Here is an 18,662-nt window from a genome sequence, read left to right as displayed (position 1 = left end):
TTGACCTGGAATTGCCTGGCGCATGATTGCTCTGGTCCGTATTGCCCTGAGCCGGCCCTATACATTCGTCGTGCTCGCGCTTCTGCTGCTGATCATCGGACCGCTCGCCGCGCTGCGAACTCCGACCGACATCTTCCCCGACATTCGCATTCCCGTGATCGGCGTGGTCTGGCAGTACACCGGCCTGCCGCCGGATCAGATGTCCGGCCGCGTGACCACGCCGTTCCAGCGCGCGCTGACGACCACCGTCAACGACATCGAGCACATCACGGCCAACTCGTATAACGGCTTCGGCATCATCAAGATCTTCTTTCAGCCGAGCGTCGACATCCGCACCGCCAACGCCCAGGTCACCGCGATCTCGCAGACGCTGCTCAAGCAGATGCCGCCGGGCGCGACGCCGCCCTTGATCCTGAACTACTCCGCCTCGACCGTGCCGATCATCCAGGTGGCGCTGTCGGGCGACGGCCTCACCGAGCAGAACCTTGCCGATATCGGCATCAACCAGCTCCGCACGCCGCTGGTCACCGTGCCCGGCGCGGCGATCCCGTACCCGTTCGGCGGCAAGCAGCGCCAGGTCCAGATCGACCTCAATCCGACGGCGCTTCAGGCCCGTGGCCTCTCGGGCCAGGACGTCGCCAATGCGCTTGCTGCCCAAAATCTGATCACGCCGGTCGGCACCCAGAAGATCGGCCAGTTCGAATACAACATCCAGCTCAACAATTCGCCGCTCAGGATCGACGAGCTCGGCAATCTGCCGATCAGGACCGTCAACGGCGCCATGGTCTATGTGCGCGATGTCGCGACCGTGCGCGACGGCAATCCGCCGCAGACCAACATCGTCCATGTCGACGGCAACCGCTCGGTGCTGATGATGGTGCTGAAGGCGGGCGCGACCTCGACGCTCGATATCATCGCCGGCATCAAGCAGAAGGTCATCGACGTCAAGGACCAGCTGCCCGACGCGCTGAAGATCGGCTTCATCGGCGACCAGTCGGTGTTTGTCCGCGGCGCGATCCAGGGCGTCGCCTTCGAGGGCGTGATCGCGGCGCTGCTCACCAGCGTCATGATCCTGTTGTTCCTCGGCAGCTGGCGCTCGACCATCATCATCGCGGTTTCGATCCCGCTCTCCGTGCTCGGTGCCATCATCATGCTGTCGGCGATCGGCGAGACGCTGAACATCATGACGCTCGGCGGCCTCGCGCTCGCGGTCGGCATCCTCGTCGACGACGCCACGGTGACGATCGAGAACATCAATTACCATCTGGAGCAGGGCAAGCCGGTCGAGCAGTCGATCCTCGACGGCGCCAACCAGATCGTGACGCCGGCCTTCGTCTCGCTGCTCTGCATCTGCATCGTGTTCGTGCCGATGTTCTTCCTCACCGGCGTCGCGCGCTTCCTGTTCGTGCCGATGGCCGAAGCCGTGATGTTCGCGATGATCTGGTCGTTCATCCTGTCGCGTACGCTGGTGCCGACCATGGCGAACTACCTGCTGCAAGCGCATGTCCATCACGAGGGCGGGCCGCCGAAGTCGCGCAATCCCTTCGTCTGGTTCCAGCGCGGCTTCGAGGCGCGATTCGAGCGCATCCGCGGCGGATATCGTGGTTTGCTCGGCCTCGCGCTGGCGCACCGTGCGGTGTTCGTGATCGGATTCCTCTGCGTCGTCGGCGCATCCTTCGCGCTGGTGCCGTTCCTCGGGCGAAACTTCTTCCCCGCGGTCGATGCCGGCAACATCCTGATGCATGTCCGCACCCAGGTCGGCACCCGCGTCGAGGAGACTGCCAACCAGCTCGCCGACGTGCAGAAGGCGGTCCGCAAGCTGATCCCGGGCGAGATCGAGACCATGACCGACAACATCGGTATGCCGATCTCCGGCATCAACATGACCTACAACAACACCGGCGTGATCGGCCCGCAGGACGGCGACATCCAGATCAAGCTGAAGGAAGGCCACAAGCCGACCGAGGAGCACGTACGCGTGCTGCGTGAGCAGTTGCCGCGGCTGTTCCCCGGCGTCAGCTTCGCGTTCCTGCCCGCCGACATCGTCAGCCAGATCCTGAATTTCGGCGCGCCGGCGCCGATCGACCTCCAGATCCGCGGCGCCAATCTCGAGGCCAATTTCGCCTATGCCAACAACCTGCTGGCGAAGGTCCGCCGGATTCCGGGCGTCGCCGATGCCCGCATCCAGCAGTCGCCGAACAACCCGACCTTCAACATCGATGTCGACCGCACCCGCGCGCAATATGTCGGCCTGACCGAGCGCGACGTCACCAACAGCCTCGTCGTCAACCTCGCCGGCTCCTCGCAGGTGGCGCCGACCTATTACCTCAATCCTGATAACGGCGTGTCCTACTCGATCGTGATGCAGACGCCGCAGTACCAGATCGACTCGCTCAGCGCGCTCCAGACGCTGCCGATCACCGCTGCCGGCAATTCGCAGTCGCCGATCCTCGGCGGCATCGCCGATATCAAGCGTTCGACATCGAGCGCGGTGGTCTCGCAATACGACATCCAGTCGATGGTGCAGATTTTTGCGACGACCTCGGGGCGCGATCTCGGCGCGGTCGCGGCCGACATCCGTCAAGTGATCGCCGATACGGCCAAGGAGGTGCCGAAAGGCTCCTCCGTGGTGCTGCTCGGCCAGGTGCAGACCATGAACAGTGCCTTCACCGGCCTGCTGTTCGGCCTGTTGGGGGCCGTCGTGCTGATCTACTTCCTGATCGTCGTGAACTTCCAGTCCTGGTCCGATCCGTTCGTGATCATCACCGCGTTGCCGGCCGCGCTCGCCGGCATCATCTGGATGCTGTTCACCACCGAGACCACGCTGTCGGTGCCGGCGCTCACGGGTGCCATCATGTGCATGGGCGTTGCCACCGCCAACAGCGTGCTCGTTATCTCCTTCGCGCGCGAGCGCTACGAGGAGCTCGGCGATCCCGTCGCGGCCGCGCTCGAAGCCGGCTTCGTCCGGTTCCGCCCGGTGCTGATGACCGCGCTCGCCATGATCATCGGCATGGCGCCGATGGCCTTGGGGCTGGGTGAGGGCGGCGAGCAGAACGCGCCGCTCGGCCGCGCCGTGATCGGTGGCCTGATCTTTGCAACCTTCGCCACGCTGATGTTTGTTCCCGTGGTGTTCAGTATGGTACACAAGAAACAAGGCGCCAAAGTCGCCGCCCCATTGGAGACTCCGCATGTCGCCCACTGAATCCCGCTCCCCGGTGTCGCACCGGAAACTGGGCATCTTCAGCGTGGTGGCGCTGATTGCGGCAGGCCTCGTCGTCGGCACCGGCATCCGCGCCCGCGAGGAGCAGGGCTCCAAGCTGAAGGAATGGACCGACGATCAGGCCGTTCCCAGCGTCGCGGTGACCCAGCCCAACGCCAAGGCGCTCAGCGCCACCATCGACCTGCCGGGACGGCTGGAGGCCTATTATCGCGCGCCCATCTTCGCGCGCGTGTCGGGTTACCTGAAGAGCTGGAGCGCCGACATCGGCGCGCGCGTCAAGGCAGGGCAGGTGATCGCCGAGATCGAAGCGCCCGACCTCGATCAGCAGCTCTTGCAGGCTCGCGCCGACCTCGCCAGCCAGCAGGCCAGCGCCAGGCTGTCGGAAGCAACGTTGAACCGGCGCAAGACGCTGGTCGCCTCCAACTTCGTCTCGGCGCAGGAGATCGACGAGCGCACCGCCGATCTTTCCAACAAGAATGCAGCCGTGCATTCGGGGCAGGCCAATGTCGAGCGACTTGAGGCGCTGGCCGGGTACAAGAAGATCACCGCGCCGTTCGACGGCGTCGTCACCGCGCGCGACACCGACGTCGGCGCACTGATCAATGCCGGCGGCGGCTCGGGCCCGGCGATGTTCGTGGTCTCCGACATCACCAAGCTGCGCGTCTACGTCAACGTGCCCCAGAACTACGTGCCGGCGATCAAGATCGGTGCCAAGGCCACCATCACGCTGCCGGAGTATCCGAACCGGACCTTCCAGGCGACCGTGGAAGCCTCCTCGCAGGCGGTCGATGTCGCGTCCGGCACGACGCGCATGCAGCTCGGGCTCGACAATTCCAGCGGCGAGCTGATGCCCGGTGGCTATGCCAGCGTGAAGCTGAACCTGCAGCGCGACTCCGCGCCGCTCAGCATTCCCGCGAGCGCCCTGATCTTCAACGGCAGCGGCCTGCGCGTTGCGACCGTCGGTCCGGATGACAAGGTGCTGTTCAAGACGGTGACGATTGCCCGCGATCTCGGCCGCGAGATCGAGCTGGCTTCAGGGATCGCAGCTGATGACCGCGTCATCACCGCCCCGCCGGACGGTCTTTCCGATGGCGATGCGGTGCGCGTGGTTGGCGCTGGTGCCAAGGGCAAGCCGACAACAGCCTCGGAGAAGCAGGCGCCGAGGAGTTAGGTCTTCTTCACCTCGCCCCGCTTGCGGGGAGAGGTCGGATCGCATCGAAGATGCGATCCGGGTGAGGGGGACTCTCCGCGAGTCCAATTCTCACCGTCCTTGTGGAGAGTTCCCCTCACCCCGACCCTCTCCCCGCAAGCGGGGAGAGGGAGGCTACTACGCCACCCGCCACTCCGGTACGCCATCCCCGGCCATCGCGATCTCGCCGAGCGAGCCGACCGGCGTGCGATCCATGTCGAGCAGGCGCGCCAGCGTCGCGCTGTCGCTCGCCGCAATCCGCGCCAGTGTGCGCCGGTCATCTTCCGTGCGCAGCATCACCACGCCGTGCTCGACATCGCCGCCGCGGCCGTAGAGCACCGTAAAGCTCTCGACCTTGCCCTTGCCTCGGGCCTCCGCGACGAACTCCGGCACCGCGCGCTTGTTGCGGTCTGCTTCCGCCTGCACGCTCGTCTCCTGCGCCAAGGCCTCACGCGGCGGCGTCTTCGACACCACCAGCGCATGGTGCTTGGTGACGAAGCCGCCCTGTCCGTAGAGCAGGCCGAGCCCGGCGCCATCGCGCACACGCCGCACCATCGCGCAGGCCGCATGCGTCATGTAGGTGTTGAGGGGAGCACCGAAGAAGGTCAGGCCGCCGGTCACGGTCGGCTGCACGTCGGCGCCAAGCCCCAGCGTCCGCCGCGCCATCTTGGGCACACAGGGAAAACAGCTATAGAGCTCGATCGCGTCGAACTTGTTGCCGTCGCCGCCGGCGAGATCCGTCACCGCCTTCAAGACGGCGTTCTGCGGATGGCTCTCGTAAAACTGGTCGCGCAAGAGATAATCGCGCGGCTCTTCCGCCGAGGCGCCGCCGAGCGGATAGACCAGCTTGTCCTCGGCAATGCCCGCCGCGCGGGCCTTGGCGAGGCTGGTGAGCAGCAGCGCGCCGCCCATGTTGACGCTGGGGTTCGCCACCATGAGCTTGTTGTAGGGCCACGCGATCAGGCGGTTGTCCGCGGTCGGCGTCGTGATCTCCTCCGGCGCATAGCGCCGCGTCAGCCAGGCGTTGGGATTTTGCGCGGCGGCCTCCGAATAGCGCGACCACAGCGTGCCGGACTCCGCCATCGCCTCGCGCGGCGTCTGCCCCCAACGCGCGGACGAGGCCGCCTCATAGAAGGGATAGACGGTGACGGGGCGGAACACGCCGAGCTTCACCGCCAGCGGTTTCTGAAACGCTGCGCCGCGCTTGGGCTCCTCGACATCATGGGCGAAAGGAGTCCACGGCAGCTTTGCTCCAGTGCGCTCCGCCTTGGTCGCGGTCGACTGCGCTTCCGCGCCGCATACCGCCGCCACGGTGCATTCGCCGCGCGCGATGCGCTTCGCCGCCTCGTGGATGTAGCGGATCGGGCTCTCGCCGCCGACCGGGCCGTAATAGCAATGCGCGGGCGAGATGCCGAGGCGTTGCGCCAACAGCTTCTCCGGATCGCGATAGCGCCAGCTCAGGAAGTTGACGACGTCGAGCGACTGCACCTCGCCGAGCAGCGTCGCGCCGGCATCAGCCTCGGCGCGCCGCAGCGCATGCTCGAGCAGATCGAGCGGCTCAAGGCCCTCGGTGATCTCCTTCGGGCGGTCGACGATTTCGCCGATGCCGACGATGACGGGGATGCGGTCTTCGGGGGGAATCTTGCTCTTATCTGTCATGCTTCAATTCACGATACCAGTTGTTTCGTCATTGCGAGCGCAGCGAAGCAATCCAGGATACTTCCGCGGCGGCAGTCTGGATTGCTTCGCTGCGCTCGCAATGACGGTGTGGCACCTATTCCGCCACCAGCGCATTCATGTGCTCGACGGCTTCGGCAAAATCTTCCTTGAACTCCTGCACCACGGCGCCTGCCGACTTCACGCTGTCGATCAGGCCGACGCCCTGGCCGACGAAATAGCTGACGAGATCGCGCGCCTTGGCGTTGCCGCTTGCCGCGGCGCGGTCGATCGAGTTGAAGGCGTCGCGGCTGATGATGCTTTGCAGCGGCATCGGCAGCGCGCCCGGGCTCTCCGGCGCGCGGTCCCAGGCATCGGTCCAGACCGAGCGGAGCTGCCGCGCCGGCTTGCCGGTGCGGCCCTTGGAGCGGACCGCGTCGCGCGAGGACGCCGCGATCATCTTCTCGCGGAATATCTCCGTGGTCTCGGCTTCCACTGTCGCAAGCCACACCGAGCCGGTCCAGGCGCCGGCCGCGCCCATCGCCATGCAGGCCGCCATCTGCCGCCCCGTCATGATGCCGCCGGCCGCCAGCACCGGCACGTCGCGGATGGGCTTGATCGCCTTGATCACCTCCGGCACCAGCACCATGGTCGAGACCTCGCCGCAATGGCCGCCGGCCTCGGTGCCCTGCACCACGAGGATGTCGACGCCGGCCGCGACCTGGCGCAGCGCGTGCTCCTTGGCGCCGACGAGCGCTGCGACCGGCACGCCATGCTTCTTGCCCATCTCGATCATCGCCTTCGGCGGCACGCCGAGCGCATTGGCGATCAGGCGGATCGGGTGATTGAAGGACACCTCGAGCAGCTCCAGCGCCGTCTTCCCGTCGAACGGCTGCGGCTGGTCAGCCGCGACCTCCGTGGTGGTGAGCTCTATGTCGTACTTCTTCAGCAGATCGCGCGTGTAGTTGCGGTGCTGCTGCGGCACGCGCGCTTCCAGGCTCTTCCAGGTGACGTCCTTCTCGCCCGCGGTCGAGATGTTTTCGGGGATCAGAACGTCGATGCCGTAGGGCTTGCCGTCGACGTGATCGTCAATCCACTTCAGTTCGCGTTCGAGCGTATCAGGCGTGTGCACGGTGGCGCCGAGCACGCCGAAGCCGCCGGCGCGGCTGACGGCGGCAACGACGTCGCGGCAATGGCTGAAGGCGAGCAGCGGGAACTCGATGCCCAGCATGTCGCAGATCGGCGATTTCATCGTTCTCTCCCGGCGGCCTTCGCGTTCTCGTTGCTTTCGTGGCGAGGCAGGACAACGCTGGCTCGTCGTCGCTCGCGATGCCATGCCGGATTGGGCCACGCATCTTGCGTGCAGGCGTCACGCCGCGGACCAGCGAGGCCCGATGGATTCCGGGCTAGCCCTGCGGGCGCCCCGGAATGACGGCGGGGAGGAGGTGCCATGACAAAACGTAGAGTTGCCCCGCCCGGCAATGCATTTCGGCGCCCTTGTCATTCGCCATTTGCGGGCTAATTAATGCAGGCGCATCTTTCCGTCGGAGCCCCTCTCATGACTGACGCCCCCGCCTACGTGCCGCCCAAAGTCTGGACCTGGAACAAGGAGAATGGCGGGCAGTTCGCCAGCATCAACCGCCCCATTGCCGGGCCGACCCACGACAAGGAGCTGCCGGTCGGCAAGCATCCTTTCCAGCTCTATTCGCTGGCGACGCCGAACGGGGTGAAGGTCACGGTGATGCTGGAGGAACTCCTGGCGCTCGGCCACAAAGGCGCCGAATACGACGCCTGGCTGATCAGAATCGGCAACGGCGACCAGTTCGGCAGCGGTTTTGTCGACATCAATCCGAATTCGAAAATCCCTGCGCTGATGGACCGCTCCGGCCCGGAGCCGATCCGGGTGTTCGAGTCCGGCTCGATCCTGTTCTACCTCGCCGAAAAGTTCGGCGCGTTCCTGCCGAAGGACATCAAGACCCGCACCGAGGCAATGTCCTGGCTGTTCTGGCAGATGGGGAGCGCGCCCTATCTCGGTGGCGGCTTCGGCCATTTTTACGCCTATGCGCCGTTCAAGATCGAATACGCCATCGACCGTTTCGCAATGGAGACCAAGCGCCAGCTCGACGTGCTCGACCGGCGGCTCGCCGACAACGAGTATCTCGCCGGCAACGAGTATACCATCGCCGACATGGCGGTGTGGCCCTGGTACGGCGCGCTCGCCAAGGGGCTGGTCTATGGCGCCGGCGAATTCCTCTCGGTGCAGGACTACAAGAACGTGCAGCGCTGGACCGACCAGATCGCCAAGCGTCCGGCGGTGAAGCGCGGCCGCATGGTCAACCGCGTCTCCGGCGATCCCGCCAGCCAGCTCCACGAGCGCCACGACGCCAGTGACTTCGAGACCAGGACGCAGGACAAGCTCGCACCGGCGACGTAGCTGTCGCGCACTTCACCTCGCCCCGCTCTTGTCCGCCGAAGCTTCAGCGAAGGCGGACGCCCGAGCGCGCGCCTCGTCCTTCGAGACGACCGCTCCGCGGTCTCCTCAGGATGAGGCTAAGCGGCATCAGTGCCCGTTGAACTGCTGCCGCGCACTCCGTCCTCATCCTGAGGAGCCCGCATAAAGCGGGCGTCTCGAAGGATGGCCGCAGGATATCTCTCCCAAACGCGATTCCCCTGCCGCCTGCGGGGAGGGGGAAAAGAGAGATGGGGTGGCTTACGCCATGCTCAGCTCGTGGCGGCCGACCACCATCCAGTGCACCTCGTCGGGACCATCGGCAAAGCGCAGATGGCGCACGTCCTGGTACATCTCGGCGAGGGGGGTCCAGTGCGAGATGCCGGTGGCGCCATGCATCTGGATCGCCTGGTCGATGATCTTGCAGGCGCGCTCCGGCACCATGGCCTTGACCATGGAGACCCAGACGCGGGCTTCCTTGTTGCCGAGCACATCCATCGCCTTCGCGGCCTTCAGCACCATCAGCCGCATCGCCTCGATCTCGCAGCGCGCCTGCGCGATGATCTGCATGTTGCCGCCGAGATGGGCGATCTTCTTGCCGAAGGCTTCGCGGGTGAGGCCACGCTGAACCATCAGGTCGAGCGCCTTCTCGGCCTTGCCGATGGTGCGCATGCAGTGATGGATGCGCCCCGGTCCGAGGCGGAGCTGCGAGATCTCGAAGCCGCGGCCTTCGCCGAGCAGCATGTTCTCCTTCGGCACGCGCACATTGTTGAAGCGCATGTGCATGTGGCCGCGCGGCGCGTGATCCTGGCCGAACACGTACATCGGGCCGAGCACCTCGACGCCGGGCGTGTCGCGCGGCACCAGGATCTGCGACTGTTGCTTGCTCGGCGCCGCATCCGGATTGGTCTTCACCATCACGATCAGGATCTTGCAGCGGGGATCGCCGAGGCCTGAGATGTAATACTTCTCGCCGTTGATGACCCATTCGTCGCCGACGAGCTTGGCCGTCGTCGAGATGTTCTTGGCGTCAGAGGAGGCGACGTTCGGCTCGGTCATCACATAGGCCGAGCGGATCTCGCCGTTGAGCAGCGGCTTCAGCCACTTCTCCTTCTGCTCCTTGGTGCCGACGCGCTCCAGCACCTCCATGTTGCCGGTGTCGGGCGCCGAGCAGTTCATGGTCTCGGAGGCCAGCGGGCTCTTGCCGAGCTCCGCCGCGATATAGGCGTAGTCGAGATTCTTCAGGCCCTGGCCGGTCTCGTCATCGGGCAGGAAGAAATTCCAGAGACCTTCCTGCTTGGCCTTGTTCTTGGCCTTCTCCAGCACCTCGAGTTGCTTCGGCGTGAAGCTCCAGCGATCCTGCTTGCCTTCGCCGGCCTTGGCGAACTCGATCGACATCGGCTCGACGGTGTCGCGGATGAACTTCTTGACATGATCATAGAGCGGCCGGACCTGGTCCGACATGCGGAGGTCGTTGAGCTCGTCGCCGGGATTGAGCGTGTAGTTGGTGGTGCGGGGAATGTAGGCGTGTTTTGTCATTGTTCCTCCCGGGGTCACTGAAATCGCGTTGAGCCGGAGAATAGTCGCAGCGCGCGCAAAGTGCGAGCGCGCATTTTCTCACGCGAGCCATGCCATGCGATGGAATTTCGCGAGAGCGTTTGAAATGTTGTTTGAATGGCGTGTTGGGCGCGCTATCTCGCCGACGTCGTCCCGGACAAGCGAAGCGCAGATCCGGGACCCCCGCGCGAGCGCTTGCGCTCGTCGCGACACCCCACAGGAAGAGGTTTGGCGAAGGCTTGGAGTAGAAAGGCTTGGAGTTGAGAGCTTCGCGCAGTCACAGCTCCCTGTGGTTATGGGTCCCCGCCTTCGCGGGGACGACATTGAGTGTGTGGCTCAATTCGCCAGTCGATGCATCGCGCAGATCTTGTTGCCGTCGAGGTCGCGCAAATAGGCGAGATAAAGCTTGTTTCCCGCTCCCTCGCGGATGCCGGGCGGATTTTCGATCGGCGTTCCGCCGGCGGCGACGCCAGCGGCGTGCCACTTGTCGACCTGCTCGGGCGAGTTGGCGGCGAATCCGATGGTGCCGCCATTCGCACAGGTCGCGGGCTCGCCGTTGATCGGCTTCGACACCGAGAACACGCCGGTCTTGGTGATGTAGAAGATGCGATGGCCGTCGACCCTGGCCGGCCGCACCTCGAGCGTGCCGAGCAGCTTGTCGTAGAACGCCTTGGCCTTGTCCAGGTCGTTGGTGCCGATCATGATGTGTGAAAACATTTGCCCTGTCCCCTCATGATGATTTGTAGCCCGGATGGAGCGCAGCGAAATCCGGGGTTTTGCCTCATGTTACGCTGATCCCGGATTACGCTTCGCTCCATCCGGGCTACGCATGCAAAAATCAGAACGCGGTATAGCCGCCGTCGATCACGAACGTATCCGCGGTGTGATAGGATGACGCCTTGCTCATCAGATACACCGCGATGCCGCCGAAATCTGATGCCTCGCCGAAACGCCGCATCGGAATCCGCGGCATCACGTTGGCGACGAACTTGTCGTTGGCCATCAGGCCCGCGGTCATGTCGCTCTTGATCCAGCCGGGCAGGATCGCGTTCGCGGTGACGCCGTAACGCGCCAGCTCGACGCCGAGCGCGCGCACCAGCGCGTTGATCGCGGCCTTGGTCGCTGCATAATGCTCGTTGCGCGCGGTGCCGAAGATCGAGGCGAGGCTCGAGGTCGCGACCAGCCGGCCGAAGGGATCGCCGGCATTGGCGCGCTCGGTCATGTGCTTTGCGGCGGCCTGGAACGCATGGAATACACCGTCGAGATTGGTCGAGAACATCGTGCGCCATTCTTCCTCCGTGCGCTCGACGAAGGAGCGCCGGCCGCCGCCGCCGATGCCCGCATTGGCGAAGCAGCCGTCGACCCGGCCGAAGGTATCGAGTGTCGCCTTCATCGCGGCATCGACCGAGGCTGGATCGGTGACGTCGCAGACGCGGGTGTCGACCTTGCCGGAGAGGCCCGCCATGCTCGCGGCAGCGGCCTTGTTCTTGTCAGCATTGCGGCCCCAGATCGAGACGTTGCAGCCCTGACCGGCAAGCGCCTGTGCGATGCCGAGCCCGATGCCGCCATTGCCGCCGGTGATCACGGCCACGCGGCCGGAGAGGTCGAAAAGGTTCATGGCGCGTTTCCTGTTTTTGGTGTGCAGCCCATCAGCCGCTGCGCGCAAGATTGCTTGCTATGCTCTGATCACCATGGACAAGACCGCGCCAAAAATCAAATATGCGCCCCGGCAAAAGTAATTCCGGTCTGCGAAACATCGCGGGCTGCAACTGACGAGGAAACCATGCAGTTCAAACACGTCACGCTCGATTTCGATGGTTCGGTCGCGATCCTCAGGCTCGACCATCAGGAGGTGATGAACGCGGTCTCCGTGGACATGTTGGGCGGTCTTGCCGAAGCACTCGACGCGGTCGAGGAGAAGAAGGACGAGGTGCGCTGCGTCGTGCTGACCGGGGCAGGGCGGGCGTTCTGCACCGGCGCAAATCTCCAGGGCCGCAACAACCAGTCGAAGAAGACCAAGGCCGGCCTGACGCTGGAGACCGGCTTTCATCCCTTCCTGCGCCGCATCCGCAACCTGCACTGCCCGATCGTCACCGCGGTCAACGGCCCGGCGGCCGGCGCCGGCATGAGCTTCGCGTTGCTCGGCGACATGATCCTCTGCGCGCGCTCGTCCTATTTCCTGCAAGCCTTTCGCCGCATCGGCCTCGTGCCGGATTGCGGCTCGACCTGGCTCCTGCCGCGCCTGATCGGCCGGGCGCGCTCGATCGAATTGTCGCTGATGGGCGAGCGGCTGCCGGCCGAGAAGGCGCTGGAATGGGGCCTCGTCAACCGCGTCTATGACGACGGCGTGCTGATGGAGGAGGCGATGAAGCTCGCGCGCGAGCTCGCCAGCGGCCCGACGGTCGCGCTCTCCCTGATCCGCAAGCTCTATTGGGACAGCCCGGAGAATTCCTTCGAGGATCAGCTCAATCTCGAATTCCAGTGCCAGCTCCGCGCCGGCGACACCCAGGACTTCCGTGAAGGCGTCGGCGCCTTCCTGGAGAAGCGGCCCGCGCAGTTCAAAGGCAAATGATCGAAGCGGAGCTTTCCCGCAGCGTTCAGCGCTGGTGTCCCGGTGCGACCGGCGTCACCGGCGCTGCAAAGCTGTCCGGCGGTGCCAGTCAGGAGACCTGGCGTTTCGATATCGTGCATCCCGATGGTGCGATCGGCGCGATCCTGCGCCGCTCGCCCAAGGGCTATGGCGCGGCGCCGACGCGCGCGGCGGGTCTTGCGGCTGAAGCGCAGCTGATGCAGCTCGCCTATGAGGCCGGCGTGCCGTCGCCACGCGTGATGCATGTGCTCGCGCCTGAAGATGATCTCGGCACCGGCTTCATCATGCAGCGGGTCGAGGGCGAGACCATCGCGCGCAAGATCCTGCGCGATGACGCGTTCGCGGCCGCGCGGCCGCTTCTGGCGCGACAGATCGGTGGGGTGCTTGCAGGCCTGCACAGGCTGCCGCAGGACAGGCTGCCTGTGCTGCGCAGCCGGAACGCGACCCAGGAGATCGGCGAATTCGAGCGCGACTATCGCAGCCTGAACTGGCCAAAGCCCGTGTTCGAGCTGGCCCTGCGCTGGCTGCGCGACCACGATCCCGGCCCCTCGGCGGAGGAGACGCTGGTGCATGGCGATTTCCGCAACGGCAACCTCATCATCGGCGCTGACGGCGTCCGTGCGGTGCTCGACTGGGAGCTCGCCCATCTCGGCGATCCCATGGAGGATCTCGGCTGGGTCTGCGTCAACTCCTGGCGCTTTGGCGAGATCGACAAGCCCGTCGGCGGCTTTGGCTCGCGTGAGGAGCTGTTCGCGGGTTATGAGGCCGCAGGCCGCAAGGTCGATCCGTTGCGCGTGAAATTCTGGGAAGTGATGGGGACGCTACGCTGGGGCATCATGTGCGGCGGCATGATGCAGCGGTTTCGCGAGAGCCCGGATCATTCCATGGAGCGCGCGATGATCGGCCGCCGCGCCTCCGAGACCGAAATCGATCTGTTGCGGCTGCTGGCGCCGCGCGGGAGCTGACCATGCAGGACGAGCCAACCCCAATCGAGCTGACCAAATCCGTCGCCGATTTCCTCCGCAACGACATCACGCCGTTGATCTCCGGCCACCAGGCCTTCAAGCTGCGCGTGGCCATCAACATCCTCGACCTCGTCACGCGGCAGTTGACGCAGGAGGAGGGGGGCGATGCTGCGGAAGTGGAGCGGCTGCGCGCGCTGCTCGGCACGGACGGCTCGGTCAGCGAGCTCAACCGCGTGCTGGCGGAGCGCATCGCCAAGGGCGAACTCGATCTCGCGACGCCGGGTCTCGCCGAGCATCTCTGGCAGACCACGATGGACAAGCTGGCGGTCGATCAGCCGAACTACGCCTCGTACAAGCGGGAGCTTGGGCGGTAGGCGGGCTACACGCTCCATCCTCCGTCATTGCGAGGAGCCCTTGCGACGAAGCAATCCAGACTGTCGCCGCGGAGACGGTCTGGATTGCTTCGCTGCGCTCGCAATGACGATGTTGAGGCAGTGGTGCGGCTCTCTCCAGCCGTCATTCCGGGGCGTCGCGAAGCGACGAGCCCGGAATCCATTCATCCGAGCGTCCTGCCGCCTGATGGATTCTCAGATGCGCAATTGCGCATCATAGCTCGCGCCTGCCGGCGCGCCCCGGAAATGGCGGCGGCGAAAACCACCCCTACTTCCCCACCCATTTCGGCGGCCGCTTCTCCGAGAACGCCTTGGGGCCCTCGATGTAATCCTGCGAGGCCGCCATCGCCTTCACCGCCGGGTACTCGCGCTGCTCCTCGATCGCCTGCTCCAGCGACACGCCGAGCCCCTTCTGGATCGCCTGCTTCGAGGCCCGGATCGACATCGGCGAGTTCTTGGTGATCATCTCGGCCCAGCGCAGCGCGGCCGCGAGGGCCTCGCCCTGCGGCACCACCTCGTTGACGAAGCCGAGCTCGAGCCCTTCCTTGGCGCTGACATGGCGCGCGGTGAGGATCATGCCCATGGCGCGCTTCAGGCCGATCTGGCGCGGCAGCCGGTGCAGGCCACCGGCGAGCGCGGCGAGGCCAACGCGCGGCTCCGGCAGGGCGAAGGTCGCGTTTTCCGACGCAATGATCAGGTCGCACGCCAGCGCGATCTCGAAGCCGCCGCCCATCGCCACACCATTCACCGCGGCGATGATCGGCTTGTCGCAGTCGAAACGCGCAGTGAGCCCGGCAAAGCCGCCCTTGTCCCAGCCGCGTTTTCCCCCTGCCGCCTGCCACTTCAGATCGTTGCCGGCGCAGAACGCCTTGTCACCGCTGCCGGTGACGATCGCAATCCACTGCTCGGGATCGGTGGAGAAATCGTCGAACACCTTGTTGAGCTCGAAATGCGCGTCGGTGTGCAGCGCGTTGTAGACCTCGGGCCGCGACAGCGTGACGATCGTGATCGGCCCCTTGCGTTCCACCTTCGAAAACTTCAGCTCCATCGCGCGCTCCCGCATTTTCTTGTGAAGGAATATTGGCGTCATACTAGCGCGCATGCGCGCCGCAACACCATCGAATTGCGCGGACGCGCCTTGCACGCGTCACACGCCTCGGCTTGCTTGACTTGCGCACGCTCTTCTCACCTTAATCGAGGCAAGCAACAGCGCGCGTAGCGCCTTAACGCAAAACGAAAAACAGTCCGGGAGAGAACCGTGGATTTCTCATTGCCTGCCGATCTCGTCGCCTATCTCGGAGAGCTCGACCGTTTCATCGAACGCGAGATCAAGCCGCTGGAACAGGCCGACGACAACATCCGCTTCTTCGACCATCGCCGCGAATGGGCGCGCACCGATTTCGAGAATGGCGGCCTGCCGCGCCACGAATGGGAAGGGCTGCTGCGCAAGGCCAAGGATCTCGCGGATGCCGCCGGCCACCTCCGCTTTCCCGTGCCGAAGCAGTACGGCGGCAAGGACGGCTCCAATCTCTGGATGGCGGTCATCCGCGAGCATTTTGCCGCCAAGGGCCTCGGCCTGCACAACGATCTCCAGAACGAGCACTCCATCGTCGGCAACTTCCCCGTCGTCACCATGCTCGACCGCTACGGCCGCGACGACCAGAAGGCGATGATCGACGGCTCGATCAAGGGCAAGTACCGCATCACCTTTGGCCTCACCGAGCCGCATCACGGCTCGGATGCCACCCACATGGAGACGCGCGCGGTGCCCGCGACCCGCGACAACGTCAAGGGCTGGATCATCAACGGCGAGAAGATGTGGACCACCGGCATGCACGTCGCCACCCACTGCGCGTTGTTCGCGCGCACGAGCGGCAATGACGGCGATGCCCGCGGCATCACCTGCTTCCTGGTGCCGGCGAAGAGCCATGGGGTGAAGGTCGAGGAATACATGTGGACCTTCAACATGCCGACCGACCATCCCCGCGTCAGTTTTACCGATGTATTCGTGCCGGAGGATGCGCAGTTCGGCGAGGTCGGCCGCGGCCTGTCGCTGGCGCAATGCTTCGTGCACCAGAACCGCATCCGCCAGGCCGCGAGCTCGCTCGGTGCCGCCGTCTACTGCATCAACGAGAGTGTGAAGTATGCGCGCGAACGAAAGCCGTTCGGCAAAGCACTTGCGGAGAACCAGGCGATCCAGTTCCCGCTGGTCGAGCTTGCGACGCAAGCCGAGATGCTGCGCCTTCTGATCCGCAAGACCGCCTGGGAGATGGACCAGCTCACCGAGGAGCAGATCGAGCGCACGCTCTCCGACCGCGTCTCCATGTGCAACTACTGGGCAAACCGCCTCTGCTGCGAATCCGCCGACCGCGCCATGCAGGTCCATGGCGGCATGGGTTACTCACGCCACAAGCCGTTCGAGCACATCTACCGCCACCACCGCCGCTACCGCATCACCGAAGGCAGCGAGGAGATCCAGATGCGCAAGGTGGCGGGATTCCTGTTCGGGTATATGGGGCCGGGGAAGCATTAAGGCGTTACGCAACATCTCTCCCCGGGTCGTCCCCGCGAACGCGGGGACCCATAACCACAGGAAGAAGTTTGGGGCGAGCCCGTAACTCCAAGTCTTCGCCAAACCTCTCCCTGTGGCTATGGGTCCCCGGTTCGCGCTGCGCGCGCCCCGGGACGACGATGCGGATGGAGTGGTGGCTAGCTAGCTGTTACGCGATATCTCTCTCTGGGTCGTCCCCGCGAACGCGGGGACCCATAACCACAGGAAGAAGTTTGGGGCGAGCCCGTAACTCCGAGTCTTCGCCAAACCTCTCCCTGTGGCTATGGGTCCCGGGTTCGCGCTGCGCGCGCCCCGGGACGACGAGGTGGATACAGCGGAGCTAATTCACCCTTCTGTCCTTCCCCGCCCAATACGGCTCGCGCAACTGCCGCCGCAGGATCTTGCCTGACGGGTTGCGCGGCAGCGCCGGCAGGAACTCGACGCTCTTCGGCGTCTTGTAGCCGGCGATGCGCTCGCGGGTGAAATTGATGATGTCGGTGGCGCTCGCCTCTTTGCCCGGCTTCATCACCACGACCGCCTTCACCGCCTCGCCCCATTTGTCGTCGGGCACGCCGATCACGGCGGCTTCGGCGACGTCAGGATGATCGCACAGCGCGCTCTCGACCTCGGCGGGGTAGATGTTCTCGCCGCCGGAGATGATCATGTCCTTGATGCGGTCGTGGATGTAGAGATAGCCGTCCTCGTCCATGTAGCCGGCATCGCCGGTGCGTAGCCAGCCGTCGGCGCGCAGCGTCGCGGCGGTCGCCTCCGGCAGGTTCCAGTAGCCCGCCATGTTGGAGCCCGAGCGCGTTGCGATCTCGCCGACCTCACGTGGCGGCAGCGGCTTGCCGTCCGCGTCGAGGATCGCGATCTCGACACCCGGCAGCGCCTTGCCGGCCGAACGCATCCGCTCCAGTCCCTCGACGTGGTCCTCCGGCGGCAGCGCGACGATAGTGCCCGTGGTCTCGGTCATGCCATACAGCTGCACGAAGCCGCACTTGAAGACCTCGATGCACTCCTTCAGCAGCGCCGCCGGTATAGGCGAGGCGCCATAGAGCATGTATTTCAGCCGCGAGAAATCGACCGTCCTGGCGCGCGGCTGCCGCACCACGAACTGCATCGCCGCCGGCACCATGAATAGTTTTGTGATGCCCGACTGCTCGAAGAAATCCAGCACCCTGGTCGGATCGAATTCGCGCGCGATCACGCCGCGGGCGCCGTGATAGAGTCCCATCACGCCCCAGCCCGAGCCGCCGATATGGAAGACCGGCATGGCGACCAGCGACACATCGTCGGTCGACCACCGGTTCCACTCCGGCTTGTCTTCGGCATTGCCGGACTGCACCAAATTGAGGAAGTTCGCGTGCGACAGCATCGCGCCCTTCGGCTTGCCTGTCGTGCCCGACGTGTAGAGCTGGATCGCGATGTCGCGGGGAGTGATCGGCACCTTCGGATCGTCGCCACTCTGCGCGTCTCGCCACGCCCCAAAATCCTGCCATTCCGGCGCGCCGCCTTCGGTGGTGATGACGGTGCGCACGTCGGGAATCTTGTCCTTGATCTGCCGGATCTGCGTAATGAACTCCGGCCCGACGAACAGCGCCGGTGCATTGCAGTCCGCGACGATGAAGGCGACTTCGGGCCCGGCGAGCCGCCAGTTCACCGGCGCCGTCACCACGCCGGCCTTCATCGCGCCCATCAGCAGCTCGAAATAGATGTCGCTGTTCTTGCCGAGATAGGCGATGCGGTCGCCTTTCCTGAGGCCCATCGCGAGAAGCGCGTTGGCGACCTTGTTGGTCTTGACGTCGAACTCGGCAAAGCTGGTGAGGCGGCCCTCGAACTCGTAGGCGATGGCATCGCCGCGGCTTTTCGCGCGCTCGCGCACCATGTCGGCGAGGTCAGCCAATGGCTGTGTGGACATGTTTCTCCCGTGACGTCTCGTTTATGGCGCCGAGTGTGACGACATCCGCGGGTGAAGACAAGATGGGCCACGCTGTCGTCCCGGACAAGCGGAGCGCAGATCCGGGACCCCCGCGCGAGCGCTTGCGCTCGTCGCGATAGCCACAGGGAGAGGCTTTGCGAAGCCTCGGAGTTAC

The 18,662-nt window shown here is 65.1% G+C and carries 15 protein-coding genes; 8 read left to right on the top strand and 7 right to left on the bottom strand.

The genetic code is table 11. The features are described 5' to 3' along the window. The first annotated feature begins 22 nt into the window (after window positions 1-22). Together GPL20_RS07965 and GPL20_RS07960 are read left to right on the top strand one after the other, a co-directional pair. On the top strand, window positions 23-3,202 hold the full coding sequence (locus GPL20_RS07965) for an efflux RND transporter permease subunit (protein WP_157329044.1): 3,180 nt from the start codon (window positions 23-25) through the stop codon (window positions 3,200-3,202). After that, a complete protein-coding gene (locus tag GPL20_RS07960) occupies window positions 3,189-4,391 on the top strand; it encodes an efflux RND transporter periplasmic adaptor subunit (protein ID WP_157329043.1) in 1,203 nt (400 codons plus the stop codon). The genes GPL20_RS07965 and GPL20_RS07960 overlap by 14 nt, the downstream gene beginning before the upstream one ends. Window positions 4,392-4,547: 156 nt before the next feature. Here GPL20_RS07960 and GPL20_RS07955 read toward each other — a convergent pair whose 3' ends face one another. Together GPL20_RS07955 and GPL20_RS07950 are read right to left on the bottom strand one after the other, a co-directional pair. Continuing rightward, the gene (locus tag GPL20_RS07955) at window positions 4,548-6,068 is read right to left on the bottom strand and encodes an acetyl-CoA acetyltransferase (protein WP_157329042.1); all 1,521 of its coding nucleotides are present in this window, start codon (window positions 6,066-6,068) and stop codon (window positions 4,548-4,550) included. A gap of 115 nt (window positions 6,069-6,183) precedes the next feature. Next, complete coding sequence (locus tag GPL20_RS07950; protein ID WP_157329041.1) at window positions 6,184-7,317, bottom strand: nitronate monooxygenase; 1,134 nt, start codon at window positions 7,315-7,317, stop codon at window positions 6,184-6,186. A 306-nt stretch (window positions 7,318-7,623) separates the two neighbouring features. Between GPL20_RS07950 and yghU the strand changes: the two genes are divergently transcribed. Beyond that, entirely contained in the window at window positions 7,624-8,499 is an 876-nt protein-coding gene (gene yghU / locus GPL20_RS07945) for a glutathione-dependent disulfide-bond oxidoreductase (RefSeq protein WP_157329040.1), read from the top strand. A gap of 276 nt (window positions 8,500-8,775) precedes the next feature. Here yghU and GPL20_RS07940 read toward each other — a convergent pair whose 3' ends face one another. The 3 genes from GPL20_RS07940 to GPL20_RS07930 all read right to left on the bottom strand — a co-directional run bounded on the left by GPL20_RS07940 (window position 8,776) and on the right by GPL20_RS07930 (window position 11,689). Further along, the gene (locus GPL20_RS07940; RefSeq protein WP_157329039.1) at window positions 8,776-10,053 is read right to left on the bottom strand and encodes an acyl-CoA dehydrogenase family protein; all 1,278 of its coding nucleotides are present in this window, start codon (window positions 10,051-10,053) and stop codon (window positions 8,776-8,778) included. Between the two features lie 354 nt (window positions 10,054-10,407). After that, window positions 10,408-10,788 (bottom strand): VOC family protein, encoded by a 381-nt coding sequence (locus tag GPL20_RS07935; RefSeq protein WP_157329038.1) that lies wholly within the window; start codon window positions 10,786-10,788, stop codon window positions 10,408-10,410. Window positions 10,789-10,909: 121 nt separating this feature from the next. Continuing rightward, window positions 10,910-11,689, bottom strand: a complete 780-nt coding sequence (locus tag GPL20_RS07930; protein ID WP_157329037.1) for an SDR family NAD(P)-dependent oxidoreductase — start codon at window positions 11,687-11,689, stop codon at window positions 10,910-10,912. On the opposite strand from GPL20_RS07930, the gene GPL20_RS39925 reads away from it, so the two are divergent. From GPL20_RS39925 to GPL20_RS07915, 4 genes are read left to right on the top strand one after another with little or no spacing between them, the layout of a single operon-like run. Further along, window positions 11,688-11,810, top strand: coding sequence for a hypothetical protein (locus GPL20_RS39925; protein ID WP_256557480.1), 123 nt, complete (start codon window positions 11,688-11,690; stop codon window positions 11,808-11,810). The genes GPL20_RS07930 and GPL20_RS39925 overlap by 2 nt on opposite strands. 44 nt (window positions 11,811-11,854) lie before the next feature. Next, entirely contained in the window at window positions 11,855-12,643 is a 789-nt protein-coding gene (locus GPL20_RS07925) for an enoyl-CoA hydratase/isomerase (protein WP_157329036.1), read from the top strand. Next, window positions 12,640-13,626 carry a phosphotransferase family protein gene (locus GPL20_RS07920; protein WP_157329035.1) on the top strand — a complete coding sequence of 329 codons (987 nt, stop codon included), beginning with the start codon at window positions 12,640-12,642 and terminating at the stop codon, window positions 13,624-13,626. The genes GPL20_RS07925 and GPL20_RS07920 overlap by 4 nt, the downstream gene beginning before the upstream one ends. A gap of 2 nt (window positions 13,627-13,628) precedes the next feature. After that, window positions 13,629-14,000 (top strand): DUF6285 domain-containing protein, encoded by a 372-nt coding sequence (locus GPL20_RS07915; RefSeq protein ID WP_157329034.1) that lies wholly within the window; start codon window positions 13,629-13,631, stop codon window positions 13,998-14,000. 286 nt (window positions 14,001-14,286) lie between these two features. Here the strand turns inward: GPL20_RS07915 and GPL20_RS07905 are convergent, their stop codons facing one another. Then, the gene (locus GPL20_RS07905) at window positions 14,287-15,066 is read right to left on the bottom strand and encodes an enoyl-CoA hydratase-related protein (RefSeq protein ID WP_167532940.1); all 780 of its coding nucleotides are present in this window, start codon (window positions 15,064-15,066) and stop codon (window positions 14,287-14,289) included. 210 nt (window positions 15,067-15,276) lie between these two features. Between GPL20_RS07905 and GPL20_RS07900 the strand changes: the two genes are divergently transcribed. Further along, window positions 15,277-16,551 carry an acyl-CoA dehydrogenase family protein gene (locus GPL20_RS07900; protein ID WP_254126298.1) on the top strand — a complete coding sequence of 425 codons (1,275 nt, stop codon included), beginning with the start codon at window positions 15,277-15,279 and terminating at the stop codon, window positions 16,549-16,551. A 358-nt stretch (window positions 16,552-16,909) separates the two neighbouring features. On the opposite strand, the gene GPL20_RS07895 is transcribed toward GPL20_RS07900, so the two are convergent. After that, window positions 16,910-18,487 (bottom strand): fatty acid--CoA ligase, encoded by a 1,578-nt coding sequence (locus GPL20_RS07895; protein WP_157329031.1) that lies wholly within the window; start codon window positions 18,485-18,487, stop codon window positions 16,910-16,912. Between the last annotated feature and the right edge of the window lie 175 nt (window positions 18,488-18,662).

Source organism: Bradyrhizobium cajani (assembly GCF_009759665.1).
GTDB classification, from domain to species: Bacteria; Pseudomonadota; Alphaproteobacteria; order Rhizobiales; family Xanthobacteraceae; genus Bradyrhizobium; species Bradyrhizobium cajani.
The sequence above is the reverse complement of the archived record's forward strand: the minus strand, read 5'-3'. Positions and strand labels throughout refer to the sequence as shown.